A 20546-nucleotide genomic window follows, 5' to 3' on the forward strand; every position below is an offset into this window, starting at 1 on the left:
CGCCCGCGGCCGGCCCGGCCGCCGGCACTTGCCAGCAACGAATTCGTTGGGAGAACAATGCATGGCGGATCGCGTCACGGACACCGCGAGCAGCGGCCACAGCCCGGACTTCGTGCACATCGAGGGGCTGACCAAGCGCTACGATGAGGTCGCGGCGGTCGACAACGTGTCGATCGACATCCGCAAGGGCGAGATCTTCGCCCTGCTCGGCTCCTCGGGCTGCGGCAAGTCCACCCTGCTGCGGATGCTGGCCGGCTTCGAGACGCCGACGGCGGGGCGGATCTTCCTGGAAGGCCAGGAGATCTCGGGCATCCCGCCCTACGAGCGGCCGATCAACATGATGTTCCAGTCGTACGCGCTGTTTCCGCACCTGACGGTGGCCGACAACATCGCCTTCGGCCTCAAGCGCGACCGCATGCCGGCCGACCGCATCGCCGAGCGGGTGGACACCATGCTCAACATCGTCCAGCTCAAGCCCTACGCGAAGCGCAAGCCGCACCAGCTGTCCGGCGGGCAGCAGCAGCGGGTGGCGCTGGCGCGCTGCCTGGCCAAGAGCCCGAAGCTGCTGCTGCTGGACGAGCCGCTGGGGGCGCTGGACCGCAAGCTGCGCGAGCAGACCCAGTTCGAGCTGCAGAACATCATCAAGACCGTCGGCGTCACCTGCGTGCTGGTGACGCACGACCAGGAAGAAGCGATGACCATGGCCGACCGCATCGCGGTGATGAGCCGGGGCAGCTTCCTGCAGGTGGGGCAGCCGCACGAGATCTACGAGACGCCCAACTGCCGCTTCGTCGCCGACTTCATCGGCAACGTCAACCTGCTGGACGGCGTGCTGGAAGTGGACGCCGCCGACCACTGCGTGATCGCCACGCCGCAGGGCCGCTTCTACGTCGGCCACGGCATCACCGGCACCGCCGGCATGGCGGTCAGCGTCGCCCTGCGGCCGGAGAAGATCGCGCTGCGGCACGACGCGCCCGCCGCGGCCGACACCAACTGCCTGCGCGGGCAGGTCAGCGACAGCGGCTACTTCGGCAGCTTCAGCCTGTACCGCGTGACGCTGGCCGACGGCACCACGCTGAAGGTGCAGATCACGCACAGCGAGCGGCACGGCAGGCAGTTCCAGCGCGGCGAAACCGTCTACGCCACCTGCGAGCCCGACGCGATGGTCATCCTCAAGAACTAGGCGGCAGGCACCATGGCAGCGAGCAAGCAACCGATCGGCCTGGCGCGGGCCGCCACCCGCGGCTGGGGCCGGCGCAGCGTGATCGGCATCCCCTACCTGTTCCTGGTCCTGCTGTTCACCGTGCCCTTCCTGGTGGTGCTCAAGATCAGCGTGTCCGAGTCCGACGGCATCCGGTTCCAGGATCTGGCCAGCTATGCCGACGGCGTGCTGGCCGTGAAGATCAAGCTGGCCAACTACATCTTCCTGACCACCGACTCGCTCTACGTCAAGACCTACCTGTCGTCGGTCAAGTTCGCCGCGCTCAACACGCTGATCTGCCTGGCGATCGGCTACCCGTTCGCCTACTTCATGGCCCGGTCGCCGGCCAACCTGCGACCGGCCCTGCTGATGCTGGTCTCGCTGCCGTTCTGGACCTCCTACCTGCTGCGGGTCTACGCCTGGAAGGGGCTGCTGGACGACCAGGGCGTGTTCAACAACCTGCTGATCTGGCTGCATGTCATCGACGAGCCGATCAAGATGATGCACACGGGCTTCTCGATGACCATCGGCATGGTCTACACCTACCTGCCCTTCATGATCCTTCCGCTCTATGCCAACCTGGTCAAGATGGACCTGCGGCTGCTGGAGGCGGCCAACGACCTGGGGGCCACGCCCTGGACGGCGTTCTGGCTGGTCACCGTGCCGCTGTCGAAGAACGGCGTCATCGCCGGCTCGATGCTGGTGTTCATCCCCAGCGTCGGCGAGTACGTCATTCCGGAACTGCTGGGCGGGCCCAGCACGCTGATGATCGGCCGGGTGCTGTGGGACGAGTTCTTCAGCAACAACGACTGGGCGATGGCCGCCGCCGTGGCCGTGAGCATGGTGGTGCTGATCCTGATTCCGCTGGCCATCTTCAACCGCTACCAGGCGGAATCCGGCAGCGTGCGGGGGGCCAAGGTATGAACAGCCGGCTCGGCAAGGCGTGGCTGGCGGCCGGCTACGCGTTCCTCTACCTGCCGATCGTCACGCTGGTCGTGTTCTCCTTCAACGACTCCAGGATGGTGACCCTGTGGGGCGGGTTCACGCTCAAGTGGTACGGCGTGATCGCCAACGACACCGAGGTGGTGGACGCCTTCCTGCTGTCGCTGAAGGTGGCGCTGATGACGGCCACCGCGTCGGTGCTGCTCGGCACGCTGGCCGCCTTCGCCCTGGTGCGCTACAAGTCCTTCTTCGGGCGCACCGCCTTCGCGGCCCACGTCAACGCGCCGCTGGTGGTGCCGGAGGTGATCACCGGCCTGTCGCTGCTGCTGTTCTTCGTGATGTGCGAACGCATGTTCGGCTTTCCCGAACGCGGCATGTTCACCATCTGGGCCGGCCACACCTCGGTGGGCATGGCCTACGCGGCGGTGGTGATCCAGTCCAGGCTGCTGGAGATGGACAAGTCGCTGGAGGAGGCGGCGATGGACCTGGGCTGCCGGCCGTTCCAGGTGTTCTACCTGGTGACGCTGCCCATGATCGCGCAGGCGCTGGTGTCGGCCTGGCTGCTGACCTTCACGATCTCGCTGGACGACGTCGTCGCCACCGCCTTCCTGTCGGGGCCGGGCTCGACCACGCTGCCGATCGTGATCCTGTCGCGGGCCCGCCTGGGCCTCAATCCCACGGTGAACGCGATCGCCACCATCACGGTGGCCGTGGTCTCGATCGGGGTGCTGGCCGGCAGCCTGTGGCTGAGCCGCCAGGAGCGCCGGCGCGCCGCCGAACAGGCGGCTGCCTACCGGGAGGGCATGCAGCAGGTGGAGCAGCAGCGCCCGCTGGCGCCGGCGGCCGCGCGCCCGTCCGGGGCCTGAGTCAGAACAGCCGCACCCGCAGCAGCAGCTGCATCGCCAGCAGCCCCAGCGCGAAGCCGATGCCGCCGTAGATGATGCCCTGCAGCAGCCGGTTGGTGCGGCGCTGCTCGGCCAGCAGCTCGCTGAGTTCCTTGCGCTGGTCGCGCGGCCGCTGCTGCAGGTAGTCGTGCAGCAACCGCGGCAGCTCCGGCAGCATCTTGGCGTAGCGCGGCGCCTGGTCCTTGAGTTCCTCCAGCAGCTTCTGCGGGCCGATCTGTTCGAGCATCCACTTTTCCAGGAACGGCTTGGCGGTGTTCCACAGGTCCAGCTCGGGATCGAGCTGGCGCCCCAGCCCCTCGATGTTCAGCAGCGTCTTCTGCAGCAGCACCAGCTGCGGCTGGATCTCCACCTGGAAGCGGCGCGAGGTCTGGAACAGCCGCATCAGCACCATGCCCAGCGAGATCTCCTTGAGCGGCCGGTCGAAGTACGGCTCGCAGACCGTGCGCACCGCCGCTTCCAGCTCGTCGACCCGGGTCGCCGGCGGCACCCAGCCGGACTCGATGTGCAGCTCCGCCACCCGCTTGTAGTCGCGGCGGAAGAAGGCGGTGAAGTTCTGCGCCAGGTATTCCTTGTCATGCTCGGTCAGGGTGCCGACGATGCCGAAGTCCAGCGAGATGTAGCGCCCGAAGGTGGCCGGCTCCAGGCTGACCTGGATGTTGCCCGGGTGCATGTCGGCGTGGAAGAAGCCGTCGCGGAACACCTGGGTGAAAAAGATGGTCACGCCGTCGCGGGCCAGCTGGCGCAGGTCGACGCCGGCGTCCACCAGCCGTTCCACCTGGCTGATCGGAACGCCGACCATGCGCTCCATCACCAGCACGTCGGGATGGCAGAAGTCCCAGAGCATCTCCGGGATCAGCACCAGGTCCAGGCCCGCCATGTTGCGGCGCAGTTGCGCCGCGTTGGCCGCCTCGCGGATCAGGTCCAGCTCGTCGTGCAGGTACTTGTCGAATTCCCAGACCACCTCGCGCGGCTTGAGCCGCTTGCCGTCGGCCGACAGCGCCTCCACCCAGCCGGCCATCATCCGCAGCAGCGCCAGGTCCTTCTCGATCACCGGCAGCATGCCGGGGCGCAGCACTTTCACCGCGACGTCGCGGACGTTGCCGTGCCGGTCCTTGAGCGTCGCGAAGTGCACCTGCGCGATCGAGGCGCTGGCCACCGGCTCGCGCTCGAAGCTGAGGAAGACCGACGCCAGCGGCCGGCGGAAGGCGCGCTCGATGGTGGCGATGGCGATGGCCGGGTCGAAAGGCGGGACGCGGTCCTGCAGCCGCTCGAGTTCGTCGGCGATGTCGGGCGGCAGCAGGTCGCGGCGGGTGGACAGCACCTGGCCGAACTTGACGAAGATCGGGCCCAGGTGCTCCAGCGCCATCCGCAGCCGCTGGCCCCGCGGCGCATCCAGCCGGCGGCCGAAGGCCAGCACCCGGGCCAGCGTGCGCAGGCCGGGCTGGCGGAAGCTGCTCAGGACCAGCTCGTCCAGGCCATAACGCAAGGCCACCCAGAGGATGACGATGCCGCGGATGTACCGGGTCATGCGCCGGGCGGGCCGGGCGGCGCCGGCGCGGCCGGAGGCGGCGTGCCCGCGGCACCGCTGCTTCCGGCGCCGGCGACCGGCGCGGCCGACGCGAACTTGCGCAGCGCCTCGGTGATGCGGCGCATGCCCTGGCCGACGGCGTGGGCCGGCGCGTCGCCGATCAGGCGCGACAGGTCTTCCTCCATGTCCCAGCGCACGTGGTCGACCAGCCAGTTGATCTCGGCCGCGAACTGCACGTCACCGGCGATGCGCACCGGCGGCTTGTCGCCGCGGGCGGCCGCCTGCGCCAGCTGCCAGGGCGACTCCTCCACCAGGGTGAGCGTCAGGTCGGGCGCCGCCGACGGCGTGGCCAGGTCCAGCAGGCCGGCCGGCGTCGCCACCAGCCGCATGGTGAAGCTGCGCCAGCGGGCCTCGACCACCCGGCCGGTCTGGCGCACCAGGCGGGCTTGGGCCTCCGGCTCCTGCATCAGCACGTGATTGAGCATCAGCACCAGGCGGCGCTGGACCTCCTCCACCAGCCAGGGCGGCGGCTTCAGGCCATTGGAGAGCTGGCGGAACAGGCCGTCCAGGAATGGAAAAGGGGACTGTGTTGCCATAGTCCCCGATTATTCACGATGCCAGCGGCGCGCGCCGGCCGCCCCTGCGGTCCGCGCTACTGCAGCGCCTGCACCCCGGCCACCAGCCAGCCGCTTTGGCCGCTCTTGGGCTTGGTCATGTTCCAGACCTCGCGGAACGGGCTCGGCCCGGCCGACGGCTCCTCGCGGATCATTCCGGAGAACTCCACGCTGGCCATGTAGTCGCCGCCCGTGTCCTCGATCCCGAGCAGCTGCGCCTCCAGCATCACCACGTCGGTCTTGCCCGGCGCGCCGCCGGAGCTGGCCTCGCGCTCGGCCAGCTGCGAGCGGATCTCGCCCAGCATCTCGTCGGTCATCATCGCCCGCAGCGACGGGATGTCCGAGCGGTCCCAGGCGTCCTGCAGCGTCACGAAATTGCGCTTGGCCGCGGCAATGAAGCCTTCGGTGTCGAAGCCGGCCGGAACGCCCCAGCTCTGCGAGCCGGCCAGGGCCGAACCGATCTGCACGCCGGTGCCGGCGCTGCCGGCCTTGGCGGCATCGAAGGCCATGCTGCTGCGCTCCCAGGGGCGGGCCGAGGCGTCGTTGCCGACCTTGTCGGGGCTGTAAGTTGGGGCCGGCCGGGCCGACTCGGCGCCGGCGCCCTGGAAGGCGTACGGGCTGGCGGCCGGCGCGGGCGCGCCGCGGCGCCGGGCGATGAAGCCGATCACCATCATCACCACCATCGCCAGCAGGGCGAACATCAGGATGTTGCCGAAGGCGCCGCCCAGCCCCAGCGAGCTGGCCAGCCAGGCCAGGCCCAGGCCGGCAGCCAGGCCGCCAAGCATCGCGCCCCAGGGGCGCCGGGCCGGTGCCGCCGGTGCTGCACCAGGCGCCGGCGCGGGCCGGGCACCGGTCGCGTTCTGCACGTTGCCCGGCGCCGCCGGTGGCGTGGCCTGGCGCTGCGTCACGTTGCTGGACTGCCGGCCGAACGAACCGCCGCCACCGAGGCGGCGCGCCGCATCGGCGCTCATGCTGGAGAACGCCAGCAGCACCACCAACACCAGGGACCAGACTTTCATGACCTTCTCCAGGCTCTCGCCAAATTGCTCAGCACTTGATCCCGACGTGGAGTGCAACCACTCCGCCCGTCAGGTTGTGATAGTCGACATGGCCGAACCCGGCCTTCTTCATCATGGCCTTGAGTTCCTCCTGGCCGGGATGCATGCGGATCGACTCGGCCAGATAGCGGTAGCTGTGCTCGTCGCCGGCCACCAGCCGGCCGAGCCGCGGCAGCACCTTGAACGAATACCAGTCGTAGGCCTTTGCCATAGGTCGGGGCACTTTGGAGAATTCAAGGACCAGCAGCTTGCCGCCGGGCTTGAGCACGCGCTGCATCTCGGCCAGCGCCAGGTCCTTGTGCGTCATGTTGCGCAGGCCGAAGGCCACGCTGACCAGGTCGAAGCGGTTGTCGGCGAAGGGCAGCTTCTCGGCGTCGCAGACCAGGGTGGGCAGGGCCACCCCGGCGTCCAGCAGCCGGTCGCGCCCGCCGCGCAGCATCGCCTCGTTGATGTCGGTGTGGACCACCTGGCCGGTCAGCCCCACCTTCCTGGCGAAGGCCAGCGCCAGGTCGCCGGTGCCGCCGGCGATGTCCAGCACCTGCTGGCCCTCGCGCACGTTCGCCGCCAGCACCGTGTAGGCCTTCCAGGCGCGATGCAGGCCCAGCGACATCAGGTCGTTCATCAGGTCGTACTTGGGCGCGACCGAATCGAACACGCCCTTGACCCGGCGCGCCTTCTCGCGCTCGTCGACGGATTCGAAGCCGAAATGGGTACTGCTCATGGGGCGATCCTAGGCTGAATGGAGGCTGACTGCATCGGGTCGCGAAAATAAATCGCGATCCGTGCGGGGATTCTCCCCCAAAGGGTGCGGGCGCGGCGCCGGGGACGCTCAGTGCGAGCCGCAGGCGTGGCCGCCCTTGGCGGGCATCGGCGCATCGCGCTCGACGCCGGCGGCCTTGAGCCGCTGCTCGTAGTCGGACCAGAGCCGGTCCTGCTCGGAGCCGAGGAAATACAGGTAATCCCAGGAAAACAGGCCGGTGTCATGGCCGTCGGAAAAAGTGGGCTGCACCGCGTAGTTGCCCACCGGCTCCAGGCCGACCAGGTCCACCTCGCGCTTGCCGGTCTGCAGCACCTCCTGCCCGGGCCCGTGGCCCTGGACCTCGGCCGAGGGGGAATAGATCCGCATCAGCTCGAACGGGATGCGAAAGTGCTTGCCGTCGGAGAAGGCGACCTCCAGCACGCGCGACTGGCTGTGCACCGTGATGTCCGTGGGGGTGGGAGCGCCCGTCTGCAAGCCTGCCATGTCAGTGTCCAGCGCCGTTCAGAAGCGCACCGAGAGGTTGATGTAGAAGCGGTCGTCGCCGCGCTGCGGCGCCGCCGAATTGAGCGACAGCGGCACCCGGCTGCCGCTGAGGATGTACGCGTAGTCCAGGGCCACAGCATACGCGCCGACGCCGTAGCGCAGGCCCAGGCCGGCGCTGGCCAGGTGGTCGGTCGACGGCTTCGGCGGCGCCGGGTTGTTGTTGCCCAGCCAGCCGGCGTCCACGAAACCGAGCGCGCGCAAGCCGGGCGCCAGTTCGGGGGTGGTCAGCTCCAGCGTGGCCGACAGGCCCTTGTCGCCCGACAGCGGCCGCTCGATCGAAGTGCCGCGCACCGAGCCGAGCCCGCCCAGGCCGAACTGCTCGCCGGAGATCAGGGCGTCGGCGCTGTACTGGTACTGGCCGCGTGCGCTCCAGACCCAGTTGTTCCAGATGCTGGCCGAGTAGTTGGCGCCGCCGCGCAGCGCCTTCCAGCGGGTGGTCTGGATGTTCGGGTCTTCGGCCTGGTAGGAGGCCAGGTCGTTGCCGGCGCCGCCGGTCAGGTTGAAGGCCAGGTCCACGTTGTAGCCCCAGACCGCCGTGTCGGTTTCGGTGCGCGAGGCGTAGCCCAGGGTGAGCGGGCGGCTGCGCCGGTCGACGCCGATGGTCTGGTCGTTGATCATCGTGGCGCGAAACAGCTTGTCGTCGTACGCCACCGTCACGTAGCTGCGGCGCCCGCCGTCCGGCGGCAGGTAGTGCGTGTAGTTCACGCCGAAGGTATGACCGGCGCCGGTGCTGCTGAAGGCCCCGAAGTTGCCGACCACGTCGGACTGCGTGTAGTTGACGCCCACCACGCCGCCCGCCGCGTAAAGCGGCACCTTGTACGACAGGCCGAGCTGCTTGACGTCGCTGGTGCGCTCGATCGAGGTGGTGTAGGCGCCGATGAAGGTGTGGTCGCGGTTGAACAGGTTGGTGTGGCCGCCCGACAGCGTCAGCCGGTCGCGCCCCGACGAGGCCGAGCCGGTGTTGGACAGGCTGGCCGCGAAGGTCCAGGGCCGGCTCTCCTTGACGCTGACGGTGGCGTCGATCTTGTCAGGCTCGTCGGATTCCTTGATGCCGACCTGGATCTGCTTGTTGGGGCTCTCGTTGGCGATGGCGGTCTGCACCGCCAGCACCTTGAAGTTGGGCGTCTTGCCTTCCTTCAGCTCCGGGATCGACCGGCGGATGTTGGCCTCGTCGTAGATCTTCAGCGGCTCCATGGTGACGCGGCTGATGGTGAACTTGACGATGTTCAGCGTGACCTTGTCGCCCACTTCCTGCGGCGGCAGCGCCACCCGGTGCAGGCCGAAGCCCCTGTCGCGCAGCGCCGCTTCGAGCGCGGCCGTGGCCTTCTGCAGGGTCTCGATGGTGGCGTCGGGCCGCAGGTAGGGAGCAAGGACGCTGGCAGTCTCGGCCTCGCTCAGCGGGTTGTCGCCGGTGACCTGGAAGCCCTTGATCGCGAACACCGGCGACGCAGCGGACTGGGGGGCGGGAGGCACGGATTGCTGCGCCAGGGCCGGCAGCGCCGCGGCCACCGCGATCGTCAGGGCCAGGCGCGCCGCACGCGAGGGGAGGCCACGCGCCGCGCGGGGCGCACAAAACCCTTGGATCATTTTTATTCGCCCTCTCAGACAACGCTGATGAGGGCGGATTGTCTCACCCGCGTGTCGTGTTTGTCATCACGGCGCGCCGCGTCACTTGCACTGATTTGAGGGCTTGACGCCGGCCTCGGCGAGCACGCTCACCAGCAATGGATTCCTGCTGGTCGGCAGCGGCATCTTGTCGAAGTCCAGGAACTTCGGAATCAAGCCGGGCCGCGCCGTGTTGCCGTTGTTGCCGGCAAAGCCGGCTTCGCCCCGGCCCAGCTCCAGGATGTCGCTGCCGGTTGCGATCTCGATGTGGCCGTCGCGCACGAACACGAACAGGCCCTGCTCGTTGTCGGACACGTTGTCGCTCGAGAACAGCTTGGGCGGCACGGTGACGGTGTCCGGGCGCGGGACGTCGGAAGCCGGCTCGGTGGAGAACTGGCGCACGCCGTTGCCGGAGATGAACAGGCCCTGGCCGGCCTGCAGCACTTCGAGTGCCGTGGTGCCGGTCTGCTGCACGCTGACCGAACCCAGCCAGGTGAAGACGGACAGCCCGGAATCGTCGCCGGTCGACGGCTCTTCGGCGCAAGGGCCGCTGCAGGCGATGTCCAGGCCGGTGCCGCGGATGCCGATGGTCGCGGTGGCGGTGCTGAAGCCGACGTTGCGGTTGTTGGCCTTGGCGATCAGGCCGGTGAGCGCGCGCACCGTGCCCTTGAGCACGGATGCGAGGAAGCGGCCCTCGCCGGCGTTCTGGTTGTCGTAGACGAAGTTGTCGACGCGAAAGCGCGTCGACTGGCCGAGCGTGATGCGCGTGTCGTCGCGGAAGGCCAGCACGGCGCGCGTGCCCGGGTTGGTTTCCACCACGTCGCCCGGATAGACGCTGCCGCCGTCGACCAGCCGCCGGCGCGTGCCGGAGGTGTCGGTGGCATTGAGCACGCCCTGCGCATTGACCACCTTGGCGCTGGCCTGCACGGCGTTGGGACGTGCGCTCTCCTGGACGCGCGACGATTCGGCGCCGCATTCATTCACGCACAGGCGCGCGTCGAAATCGGTGCCGCGGATGCCGATGGTGGCGGTGCTGGTGCGCACCTTGGCCGCCTCCGGCGCGTTCTTGGAAATCAGGCCGGTGACGGCGCGAAAGCCGCCGCGCACCAGCTGCATCAGCATGCTGTTGTCGGGCGCGTTTTCCTTGAAGTGGTATTGCTGCAGCACCATCTCGGAATTGGGGCGGACCGTCATGCGGGTGCCGTCATCGAGCTTGATGATCGCGGAGGCGCCTTCCGAGGTGGTGAGCCGGTCGCCCTCCTTCAGGCTCAGGCCCTTGCCCAGCGTGCGCGGCACCTGGCCGGGGGTCTGCGCGAAGCCGACGCCACGGGCGAACTCGACCTCACCGACTGCCTGCGCATGGGCGGACACGCCGGCCAGCAGCACGCCCATGCCGAACGCCAGAGGCACCAGCCGTTTGATACGGTGTTGCAAGGTCATGATCTTTTACCTCCGGATACCCGATTTTCCAGCACATGCAGGACTCAAGGAGTTATACACGCTCGCTCTTCGCCGTGCGACCTGCCAGGGCGGCCTGGCGGGATGCACGTGCCGGAATTCACGATCCCCTGCAGTTTGAACCGCTGCACGCCCGCCCTTCGCCCACCAATCAGACGAGAACGCGTTCGATGCCGCCGCTGTTGGCCGCTGCCACGTACTGCGGCATCCAGTCCGCACCGAGGATCTTGTTGGCCATTTCGACCACGATGTAATCGGCCTCCAGCAATCCGTTCTGCAGGTCGGCGCCGAAACGCGTCAGCCCCTGCAGGCAGCTCGGGCAGCTGGTGAGGATCTTGATGTCCTCCTTCGGACCGACCTTGCCGGACGCCCGCAACGCAGCTTCGTCCTTGCGCAGTTCTTCTTCCTTGCGAAAGCGCACCTGGGTCGAGATGTCGGGACGCGTCACGCCGAGCGTGCCCGACTCGCCGCAGCAGCGGTCCGACTTGCGCACGTTGTCGCCCATCAGCCCCTTGACCGTCTTCATCGGGTCCTGCAGTTTCATCGGCGTGTGGCAGGGATCGTGATAGAGGTAGCCGGCATGGTCCTGCAGCGTGATGCCCTTTTCCAGCAGGTACTCGTGGATGTCGATGATCCGGCAGCCCGGGAAGATCTTGTCGAACTCGTAGCCCTGCAGCTGGTCGTAGCAGGTGCCGCAGCTGACCACCACCGTCTTGATGTCCAGGTAGTTCAGCGTGTTGGCGACGCGGTGGAACAGCACCCGGTTGTCGGTGATGATCTTCTCGGCCTTGTCGAACTGCCCCGAGCCGCGCTGCGGATAGCCGCAGCACAGGTAGCCCGGCGGCAGCACCGTCTGCACCCCGGCATGCCAGAGCATCGCCTGGGTGGCCAGGCCGACCTGCGAGAACAGCCGCTCCGATCCGCAGCCCGGGAAATAGAACACCGCCTCGGTCTCCGCGTTGGTGGTCTTGGGGTTGCGGATGATCGGGACGTAGTCCTTGTCCTCAATGTCCAGCAGCGCCCGCGCGGTCTTTTTCGGCAGCCCGCCCGGCAACTTCTTGTTGATGAAGTGGACGATCTGCTCCTTCACCGGCGCCCGCTCGTGGGTCGAGGGCGGGCTGGTCACCTGCTTGCGCGCCAGCCCGCGCAGCAGGTCGTTGCCCAGGCGCTGCAGCTTGAAGCCGACGTCCACCATCGCCGAGCGCATGAACTTGATGGTCTGCGGATTGGTGGCGTTGAGCATCAGCATCGCCGCGAAGTTGCCGGGCCGGAAGCTCTTCTGCCCCATCTTGCGCAGCAGGTTGCGCATGTTCATCGAGACGTCGCCGAAGTCGATCTTGACCGGGCACGGCGATTCGCACTTGTGGCAGACGGTGCAGTGGTCGGCCACGTCCTCGAATTCTTCCCAGTGCTTGATCGACACCCCGCGCCGGGTCTGCTCCTCGTACAGGAACGCCTCCACCAGCAGCGAGGTCGCCAGGATCTTGTTGCGCGGGCTGTACAGCAGGTTGGCCCGCGGCACGTGGGTGGCGCAGACCGGCTTGCACTTGCCGCAGCGCAGGCAGTCCTTGATGCTGTCGGCGATGGCGCCGATGTCCGACTGCTGCATGATCAGCGACTCGTGCCCCATGAGCCCGAAGCTGGGCGTGTAGGCGTTGGTCAGGTCGGCATAGACGCCCAGCAGCGGCGCACCGTTGCCGTCCGACGGAACCTCTCCTGAGCCTGTCGAAGGAGCCTGTCCTGAGCCTGTCGAAGGAGCCTGGGCGTGGCGCAGCAGCTTGCCCTTGTTGAAGCGCCCTTCCGGGTCGACCCGCTCCTTGTAGTCGGCGAACGGCTTCAATTCCTCGTCGGTGAGGAATTCCAGCTTGGTGATGCCGATGCCGTGCTCGCCCGAGATCACGCCGTTGAGCGAGCGCGCCAGCGCCATGATGCGTTTGACGGCGCCGTGGGCGCTTTGCAGCATGTCGTAGTCGTCGCTGTTGACCGGGATGTTGGTGTGCACGTTGCCGTCGCCGGCGTGCATGTGCAGCGCCACCCAGACCCGGCCCTTGAGCACCTTCTTGTGGATCGCGTTGCACTCGGCCAGGATGCCGGCGAAGGCCTCGCCGGTGAAAATCACCTGAAGCGGCGCGCGGATCTGGGTCTTCCAGCTGGCGCGCAGGCTGTGGTCCTGCAGCTGCGGGAACAGCGGTTCCACGTTCTGCAGCCAGTCCTTCCACTGCGCGCGCACCTCGCGCACCAGCTGCAGCGCCTGGCCGACCCGGTCCTCCAGCAATTCGGCTGACGGGATCTCGTTGGCGTCGTCGTGCTGGCCAAGCGGCAGGCTGCCGCGGCTGAAGAAGGCTTCCAGTTCGTCGGCCAGCTTGATCTTGTTGCGCAGGCTCAGCTCGATGTTGATGCGCTCGATGCCGTCGGTGTATTCGGCCATCCGCGGCAGCGGAATCACCACGTCCTCGTTGATCTTGAAGGCGTTGGTGTGCTTGCTGATCGCCGCCGTGCGCTTGCGATCCAGCCAGAACTTCTTGCGCGCCTCCGGGCTGATGGCGATGAAGCCCTCGCCGCTGCGCGAATTGGCGATCCGCACCACTTCCGAGGTGACGCGGGCCACCGCGTCGGCGTCGTCGCCGGAGATGTCGCCCACCAGCACCATCTTGGGCAGGATGGCGCGCTTGGACTTGGTCGAATAGCCGACCGCCTTCAGGTAGCGGTCGTCCAGGTGCTCCAGGCCGGCCAGCAGCACGCCCGAGCGCTTCTGCTCGGCGAACATGAAGTCCTTGATCTCGACGATGCTGGGCACCGCGTCGCGCGCGTTGCCGAAGAATTCCATGCAGACGGTGCGCGTGTGCTTGGGCATCCGGTGCACCACCCAGCGGCCGCTGGTGATCAGGCCGTCGCAGCCTTCCTTCTGGATGCCCGGCAGGCCGGACAGGAACTTGTCCGTCACGTCCTTGCCCAGGCCCTCCTTGCGGAAGGTGGCGCCGGGAATCGCCAGCTGCTCGGTGCGCACCGGGGTCTTGCCGTCGGCCTCGAAGTACTTGAGCTCGAAGGTGGCGACCTCGGCGTCATGGATCTTGCCCATGTTGTGGTCCAGGCGCGTGACCTCCAGCCACTGCGCCTGCGGCGTCACCATGCGCCAGGACACCAGGTTGTCCAGCGCGGTGCCCCACAGCACGGCCTTCTTGCCGCCGGCGTTCATCGCGATGTTGCCGCCGATGCAGGACGCTTCCGCCGACGTCGGGTCGACCGCGAACACGAAGCCGCCGCGCTCGGCGGCGTCGGCCACCCGCTGCGTCACCACGCCTGCCTCGGTCCACACGGTAGCCACCGGCTGCGCGTGGCCCGGGATGGAGATCATCTCCACCTCGGTCATGGCCTCCAGCTTTTCGGTGTTGATCACCGCGCTCTTCCACGTCAGCGGGATCGCGCCGCCGGTGTAGCCGGTGCCGCCGCCGCGCGGGATGATGGTCAGGCCCAGCTCGATGCAGCCCTTGACCAGGCCGGCCATCTCGGCCTCGGTGTCGGGCGTGAGCACCACGAACGGATATTCGACCCGCCAGTCGGTGGCATCCGTCACGTGGGACACCCGCGACAGGCCGTCGAACTTGATGTTGTCCTTGGCGGTGCAGCGGCGCAGCACGCGCTGGGTGCGGCGCCGCAGGTCGGCGGCCGCGGTGAAGCTGGCGTCGAAGGCGCGGATCGCCCGGGCCGCGCCCCTGAGCAGCTCGCCCACCACCGCGTCGCGCGTCGGGTCCACCTGCGGCGTGCGGCGCTTTTCCACTTCGGCCAGCCGGTGCTGCAGGGCGTCCACCAGCATGCGGCGGCGCTTGGGGTTGTCCAGCAGGTCGTCCTGCAGGTAGGGATTGCGCTGGACCACCCAGATGTCGCCCAGCACCTCGTACAGCATGCGCGCGGAGCGGCCCGTGCTGCGCTCCTCGCGCAGCTGGTTCAGCACCTCCCAGGCCCGCGCGCCGAGCAGGCGGATCACGATCTCGCGGTCGGAGAACGACGTGTAGTTGTACGGAATCTCCCGCAGGCGAGGCGCGTCGCCCGGGGCCGCGGCCATGAGTTGGTTGAGCGTTGTGGGTGCGTTCATCGGTGTGGTATTCAGCCGGATGAAAGCATCTGGAGGGCTGAATGGGGATGTTACCGCAGTGCAGCAAGAAGTATGGGCTGCGCCGGTGCGGCCCTGCGGCGCGAACGGCGCGCCCGCCTCATGGAAACCCCGCTTGTGAGGCCTGGTGCGCCACGCTTCAATCTGCTGTCACAAAAAATTCGTACGCTTGCATCTTTCATCCAGGAGCATTCATGAAACTAAAACGGTACGCGGTCGCACTCGCGGCAGTCCTTTCCCTCACGGCGCAGGCCCAGACCGAGATCCAGTGGTGGCACTCGATGACCGCGGTCAACGGCGAATGGGTCAACGACCTGGCCAAGGACTTCAATGCCAGCCAGAAGGACTACAAGGTCGTGCCCACCTACAAGGGCCAGTACGACGAATCGATGACCGCCGCGATCGCCGCCTTCCGTGCCGGCAACGCGCCCGACATCCTGCAGGTGTTCGAAGTGGGCACCGCCACCATGATGGCCAGCAAGGGCGCGATCGTGCCGGTGGGCAAGGTCATGACCGACGCCGGCTACAAGTTCGACCCGGCCGCCTACGTGCCTGCGGTCGCCGGCTACTACACCGCGCCCAACGGCCAGATGCTGAGCTTCCCGTTCAACAGTTCGACCACCATCTTCTACATCAACAAGGATGCCTTCAAGGCCGCCGGCCTGGACCCGAACAAGCCGCCGGCAACCTGGCCGGAAGTGACGCTGGCCGCCGCCAAGCTCAAGGCCAGCGGCCACAAGTGCCCGCTGACGCTGGCCTGGCAGGGCTGGACCCAGCTGGAAAGCTTCTCCGCCTGGCACAACGTGGAGTTCGCGTCCAAGCAGAACGGCCTGGCCGGCCTGGACGCGCGGATGAAGGTGAATTCGCCGCTGCACGTGCGCCACATCGAGAACCTGGCCAACATGGCCAAGCAGGGCCTGTTCATCTACAAGGGCCGCAACAGCGTGCCGCAGGCGGCGTTCACCTCCGGCGAGTGCGCGATGATCCAGACCTCGGCGGGCTTCTACGGCGACGTCGCCAAGAACGCCAAGTTCGCCTACGCGCTGGCCCCCATGCCCTACTACCCGGACGTGCCCGGCGCGCCGCAGAACACCGTCATCGGCGGCGCCAGCCTGTGGGTGATGGCCGGCAAGCCGGCGTCCCACTACAAGGGCGTAGCGGCTTTCTTCGACTACCTGTCCAAGCCTGAAGTGCAGTCGGCCAGCCACAAGCGCACCGGCTACCTGCCGATCACCACGGCGGCGTTCAAGCTGACCGAGCAATCGGGCTTCTACAAGGAGCACCCCGGCACCGACGTGGCGGTCAACCAGATGATCCGCAAGGTGACCGACAAGTCGCGCGGCATCCGCCTGGGCAACTACGTGCAGATCCGCACCATCGAGGACGAGGAACTGGAGCAGGTCTGGGCCGGCAAGAAGACCGCCAAGGAGGGCCTGGACGCCATCGTCAAGCGCGGCAACGAACTGCTGGAACGCTTCGAAAAGGCCAACAAGGGCTGAGCGCCGCGGGCGCAGGCCCGCTCGCCGGCGATATAGTGACGCGGCCGCCCTCGAGGCGGCCGTCCCAATTCTTTCCGGAGCTTCATGGAAAAACGCGTCGTCTTCCGCTCGCGATGGCTGCCCTGGGCGCTGCTGGCGCCCCAGATGATCGTGATCGCGGTGTTCTTCTTCTGGCCGGCCAGCCAGGCGCTGCTGCAATCGGTGCAGGCCCAGGACGCCTTCGGCACGTCGGCCGTCCAGTGGGTGGGAATGGAGAATTTCCAGCGCCTGTGGGACGACCCGAGCTACGTGGAATCGTTCAAGACCACGGCTGTCTTTTCGGTGCTGGTGGCCGTCAGCGGCATCAGCCTGTCGCTGATGCTGGCGGTGTTTGCCGACCGCATCGTGCGCGGCGCCACGGCGTACAAGACCATGCTGATCCTGCCGTACGCGGTGGCGCCGGCCGTCGCGGCGGTGCTGTGGGTCTTCATGTTCTCGCCCTCGCTAGGTGTGGTGGCCTATGCGCTCGGGCACTTCGGCTACGACTGGAACCACCTGCTCAATGGCAGGCAGGCGATGGCGCTGATCGTGATGGCGGCAGTGTGGAAGCAGATCTCCTACAACTTCCTGTTCTTCCTGGCCGGCCTGCAGTCGATTCCCAAGTCGCTGATCGAGGCGGCCGCCATCGACGGCGCGCAGCCGTGGCGCCGGTTCTGGACCATCCAGTTCCCGCTGCTGTCGCCCACCACTTTCTTCCTGCTGGTGATCAACGTCGTCTATGCCTTCTTCGAGACCTTCGCGATCGTCGATGCGGCCACGGAAGGCGGACCGGGCGCCGAGACCTCGATCCTGGTCTACAAGGTCTATCACGACGGCTTCAAGGCGATGGACATGGGCGGCTCGGCCGCGCAATCGGTGATCCTGATGCTGATCGTCGTGGCGCTCACGGTCGTCCAGTTCCGCTACGTGGAAAAGAAGGTGCAGTACTGATGGTCCATCTGTGTCGTCACGGGCGGGAGAGCTGCCATGGTTGAACGCCGTCCCGGCCTGCGGGCGCTGTCCCACGTGGTGATGGTGCTGGGCATCTGCATCGTCGCCTTCCCGCTCTACTTGGCCTTCATCGCCTCCACCCACACGGCTGCCGAGATCGTGCAGCGGCCGATGCCGCTGCTGCCCGGCGGAAATTTCTGGGAGACCTACAAGGCCGCCCTGTTCGGGGAGAGCGGCGGCTCCGGCTCGCACGCACCGGTGGCGCGGATGATGACCGTCAGCCTGATCAACGCCCTGGTGATCACCTTCGGCAAGATCGCGATCTCGCTGCTGTCGGCCTTCGCCGTGGTGTACTTCCGCTTTCCGTTCCGCTCGCTGTGCTTCTGGGCGATCTTCGTCACGCTGATGCTGCCGGTGGAGGTGCGGATCGGCCCGACCTACAAGGTGGTGTCGGACCTGGGCATGCTCAACAGCTACGCCGGCATGACGATCCCGCTGATCGCTTCGGCGACCGCCACCTTCCTGTTCCGGCAGTTCTTCCTCACGGTGCCGGACGAACTGGTGGAGGCGGCGCGGATGGACGGCGCCGGGCCGATGCGCTTCTTCAAGGACATCCTGCTGCCGCTGTCCAAGACCTCGATGGCGGCGCTGTTCGTCATCCAGTTCATCTACGGCTGGAACCAGTACCTCTGGCCGCTGGTGGCGACCACCAGCGAGAACATGTACCCGGTGGTGATCGGCATCAAGCGGATGATCGCCGGCGGCGATGCCGCCAACGCCTGGAACGTCGTGATGGCCACCGCGATCCTGGCCATGCTGCCGCCCGCCATCGTGGTGGTCGGGATGCAGAAGTGGTTCGTCAAGGGCCTGGTTGACACCGAAAAGTAAATATCTCGGGGACAGACCTTCAGCTCTGTCCCCGACTGATTAGAGACCTCGGGGACAGACCTTCAGCTCTGTCCCCGATTGACTAGAAAGAGACATGGCTTCCATCCAACTCAAGAACGTCACCAAGAGCTACGGCAAGGGCAAGCAGGCGCTGCAGGTCATCCACGGCGTCAACGCCGACGTGGCCGACCGGGAATTCATCGTCATCGTCGGCCCCTCGGGCTGCGGCAAGTCCACCCTGCTGCGCATGGTCGCCGGCCTGGAGGAAATCTCCGGCGGCGAGATCTCGATCGGCGGGCGCGTGGTGAACGACCTGGAGCCGGCCGAGCGCGACATCGCGATGGTGTTCCAGAACTACGCGCTCTACCCGCACATGAGCGTCTTCAACAACATGGCCTACGGCCTGAAGATCAAGAAGATGCCGGTGGCCGAGATCAAGACCCGGGTCGACAAGGCCGCCGCCATCCTGGAGCTGGGCCACCTGCTGGATCGCACGCCGCGCCAGCTCTCCGGCGGCCAGCGCCAGCGCGTGGCGATGGGCCGCGCCATCGTGCGCGAGCCGCAGGTGTTCCTGTTCGACGAACCGCTGTCCAACCTCGACGCCAAGCTGCGGGCCCAGACCCGGCTGGAAATCCAGAAGCTGCACCGCGAACTGGGCATCACGGCGCTGTTCGTCACCCACGACCAGGTGGAGGCGATGACCCTGGCCGAACGCATGATCGTGATGAACGCCGGCGTGATGGAGCAGTTCGGCACCCCCGAGGAGGTCTACCACCGGCCCGCCTCCACCTTCGTTGCAAGCTTCATCGGCTCGCCGCCGATGAACCTGCTCAAGAACGCGCCGGGCGGCCGGCCCAACACCATCCTGGGCATCCGGCCCGAGCACCTGGACGTGGGCCAGAGCGGCTGGCCGGTGCGGGTGGAGACCACCGAGCTGCTGGGCGCCGAGCGCCTGATCTACGCACGCCTGGGCGACGACGAGCAGCTGATCGTGCGCGTCGAGGAAGGCCAGCCGGTGCCGGCGCCTAGTTCCACGATCCACATCCAGCCACGCGAGGACCGCCTGCACTGGTTCGACGCCGGCAGCGGCAAGCGGCTTTGAGGCCGGCGATGCAGCACTGGCCCTACCCACGCTGGATCGCCCACCGCGGCGCCGGCAAGCTGGCGCCCGAAAACACGCTGGCGGCGTTCCGCGCCGGCGCCGGCCACGGCTACCGGATGTTCGAATGCGACGCCAAGCTGTCGGCCGACGGCGTGCCCTTCCTGATGCACGATGCGACGCTCACGCGCACCACCAATGCGCGCGAGATCCTCGGCCCGGCCGCCAGCGCGGTCGGCGGCGACCATCCGTGGAGCGAACTGGCGAAGCTGGACGCCGGTGGCTGGCACAGCCGCGCCTTTGCCGGCGAGCCCCTGCCGACGCTGGAGAACGTCTCGCGCTGGTGCATGGCCAACGGCCACCTGCTCAATATCGAGATCAAGCCGACGCCGGGCGCGGAACGCCGCACCGGCGAGGTCGTGGCAAGGCATGCCGACCGGCTGTGGAACAACGCGCCGGTGCCGCCGCTGCTGACGTCGTTCAAGCCCGAGGCGCTGGAAGGCGCCAGGTCCACCGCGCCGCAGCTGCCGCGCGGCCTGCTGCTGGAGACGCTCAAGGACGGCTGGCTGGAACAGGCCGTCGCACTGGACTGCGTGGCCGTGGTCTGCAACCACGCGCTGTGGGACGCGGCGACCGTCGCCAGGGTCCACGGCGCCGGCATGAAGTGCCTGAGCTACACCGTCAACGACGAATGGGCGGCGCAGCGGCTGCTGCTGCTGGGCACCGACGGCATCATCACCGACCGGGTCGACCTGTTCGCGCCGGCCTGACGGCTACCTGAGGTCGCCGGCCAGCGAGGCCAGCGTTTCCGGCGCGATCATCGTGTGGGCCGGATAGTTGGTGTGGTCGCAGCCCAGCTTGACGCTGGCGCCGGCCTTGACCGCTGCCTTCATCTCCGGCGTGAATTCGAAGCGCACGAAGTGGACGGCCGAGGTCTTCTCGTCGTTCTCGCGGTCCAGGTCCTCGTCGGCGATCGCGTAGACCCTGGGATGGCCCTCCACCTCGACGAACATCCGGTCCTCCACGCCGATCAGCCGCGCCAGCTCGCGCTTGCGCTCGTTGACGTCGGGATACTCGATCAGCATCGTGGCCTTCCAGTTGCTGCCGTCGGGCATCAGCGGCGCATAGGCCTCGATCTCCTGCTCGATGCCCTCCTCCTCGAAGATCTTCTCGATCCGCAGCATCTCCTGGATCTGGTAGCGGATCGTCAGCTCGCTCTCGAACTGCAGGTTGATGTGGTCGCCCAGCGGCACGCTGCGCAGCTTGCGGTGGGCGATCACCTCCGACTTGCGCTCCTTGCGGTACTTGCTGTACGCCTCCAGCGTCATCAGGCTGTCGCGGGTGATTTTTCCGGTCAATTGCATAT

General features: G+C 67.5%; 17 protein-coding genes. 8 read left to right on the forward strand and 9 right to left on the reverse strand.

The genetic code is table 11. The annotated features are described in order from the left end of the window. Window positions 1–61: 61 nt before the first annotated feature. Genes ACFPOE_RS12435 through ACFPOE_RS12445 form a run of 3 tightly spaced genes read left to right on the forward strand, consistent with a single transcriptional unit; the run spans window position 62 to window position 3009 of the window. Entirely contained in the window at window positions 62–1183 is a 1122-nt protein-coding gene (locus ACFPOE_RS12435; protein ID WP_376850399.1) for an ABC transporter ATP-binding protein, read from the forward strand. A 12-nt stretch (window positions 1184–1195) separates the two neighbouring features. Next, window positions 1196–2125, forward strand: a complete 930-nt coding sequence (locus tag ACFPOE_RS12440; RefSeq protein WP_376850400.1) for an ABC transporter permease subunit — start codon at window positions 1196–1198, stop codon at window positions 2123–2125. Further along, window positions 2122–3009, forward strand: a complete 888-nt coding sequence (locus ACFPOE_RS12445; RefSeq protein WP_376850401.1) for an ABC transporter permease — start codon at window positions 2122–2124, stop codon at window positions 3007–3009. Before ACFPOE_RS12440 ends, ACFPOE_RS12445 begins: the two co-directional genes overlap by 4 nt. A gap of 1 nt (window position 3010) precedes the next feature. Here the strand turns inward: ACFPOE_RS12445 and ubiB are convergent, their stop codons facing one another. The 8 genes from ubiB to ACFPOE_RS12485 form a co-directional block, all read right to left on the reverse strand. Next, window positions 3011–4576, reverse strand: a complete 1566-nt coding sequence (ubiB, locus tag ACFPOE_RS12450) for a ubiquinone biosynthesis regulatory protein kinase UbiB (RefSeq protein ID WP_376850402.1) — start codon at window positions 4574–4576, stop codon at window positions 3011–3013. After that, window positions 4573–5172: a hypothetical protein gene (locus ACFPOE_RS12455; RefSeq protein WP_376850403.1), complete on the reverse strand. Its 600-nt coding sequence runs from the start codon at window positions 5170–5172 to the stop codon at window positions 4573–4575. The genes ubiB and ACFPOE_RS12455 overlap by 4 nt, the downstream gene beginning before the upstream one ends. A gap of 56 nt (window positions 5173–5228) precedes the next feature. Then, complete coding sequence (locus tag ACFPOE_RS12460; protein WP_376850404.1) at window positions 5229–6209, reverse strand: Tim44 domain-containing protein; 981 nt, start codon at window positions 6207–6209, stop codon at window positions 5229–5231. A gap of 28 nt (window positions 6210–6237) precedes the next feature. Next, complete coding sequence (gene ubiE / locus ACFPOE_RS12465; protein ID WP_376850405.1) at window positions 6238–6969, reverse strand: bifunctional demethylmenaquinone methyltransferase/2-methoxy-6-polyprenyl-1,4-benzoquinol methylase UbiE; 732 nt, start codon at window positions 6967–6969, stop codon at window positions 6238–6240. Between the two features lie 108 nt (window positions 6970–7077). After that, window positions 7078–7491 (reverse strand): gamma-butyrobetaine hydroxylase family protein, encoded by a 414-nt coding sequence (locus ACFPOE_RS12470; RefSeq protein ID WP_376850406.1) that lies wholly within the window; start codon window positions 7489–7491, stop codon window positions 7078–7080. Window positions 7492–7509: 18 nt separating this feature from the next. After that, complete coding sequence (locus ACFPOE_RS12475; RefSeq protein ID WP_376850407.1) at window positions 7510–9138, reverse strand: ShlB/FhaC/HecB family hemolysin secretion/activation protein; 1629 nt, start codon at window positions 9136–9138, stop codon at window positions 7510–7512. Window positions 9139–9219: 81 nt separating this feature from the next. Continuing rightward, the gene (locus ACFPOE_RS12480) at window positions 9220–10596 is read right to left on the reverse strand and encodes a FecR family protein (protein WP_376850408.1); all 1377 of its coding nucleotides are present in this window, start codon (window positions 10594–10596) and stop codon (window positions 9220–9222) included. A gap of 169 nt (window positions 10597–10765) precedes the next feature. Continuing rightward, a complete protein-coding gene (locus ACFPOE_RS12485; protein ID WP_376850409.1) occupies window positions 10766–14707 on the reverse strand; it encodes a DUF3683 domain-containing protein in 3942 nt (1313 codons plus the stop codon). Window positions 14708–14919: 212 nt separating this feature from the next. Here ACFPOE_RS12485 and ugpB point away from each other — a divergent pair, with 212 nt between their 5' ends. The 5 genes from ugpB to ugpQ all read left to right on the forward strand — a co-directional run bounded on the left by ugpB (window position 14920) and on the right by ugpQ (window position 19950). Continuing rightward, window positions 14920–16224 (forward strand): sn-glycerol-3-phosphate ABC transporter substrate-binding protein UgpB, encoded by a 1305-nt coding sequence (ugpB, locus tag ACFPOE_RS12490; RefSeq protein ID WP_376850410.1) that lies wholly within the window; start codon window positions 14920–14922, stop codon window positions 16222–16224. Window positions 16225–16308: 84 nt separating this feature from the next. Next, window positions 16309–17193 carry a sn-glycerol-3-phosphate ABC transporter permease UgpA gene (gene ugpA, locus ACFPOE_RS12495; protein ID WP_376850411.1) on the forward strand — a complete coding sequence of 295 codons (885 nt, stop codon included), beginning with the start codon at window positions 16309–16311 and terminating at the stop codon, window positions 17191–17193. Between the two features lie 36 nt (window positions 17194–17229). Next, entirely contained in the window at window positions 17230–18081 is an 852-nt protein-coding gene (ugpE, locus tag ACFPOE_RS12500; protein ID WP_376850412.1) for a sn-glycerol-3-phosphate ABC transporter permease UgpE, read from the forward strand. 94 nt (window positions 18082–18175) lie between these two features. Further along, window positions 18176–19183, forward strand: coding sequence for a sn-glycerol-3-phosphate ABC transporter ATP-binding protein UgpC (ugpC, locus tag ACFPOE_RS12505; protein ID WP_376850413.1), 1008 nt, complete (start codon window positions 18176–18178; stop codon window positions 19181–19183). Between the two features lie 8 nt (window positions 19184–19191). Next, complete coding sequence (gene ugpQ / locus ACFPOE_RS12510; RefSeq protein ID WP_376850414.1) at window positions 19192–19950, forward strand: glycerophosphodiester phosphodiesterase; 759 nt, start codon at window positions 19192–19194, stop codon at window positions 19948–19950. 3 nt (window positions 19951–19953) lie between these two features. Here ugpQ and ACFPOE_RS12515 read toward each other — a convergent pair whose 3' ends face one another. Further along, window positions 19954–20544: a DUF3501 family protein gene (locus tag ACFPOE_RS12515; RefSeq protein WP_376850415.1), complete on the reverse strand. Its 591-nt coding sequence runs from the start codon at window positions 20542–20544 to the stop codon at window positions 19954–19956. Between the last annotated feature and the right edge of the window lie 2 nt (window positions 20545–20546).

Origin of the sequence: Caenimonas terrae (assembly GCF_042655405.1) — a bacterium.
In the GTDB taxonomy this organism is placed as follows: domain Bacteria; phylum Pseudomonadota; class Gammaproteobacteria; order Burkholderiales; family Burkholderiaceae_C; genus Ramlibacter; species Ramlibacter terrae_A.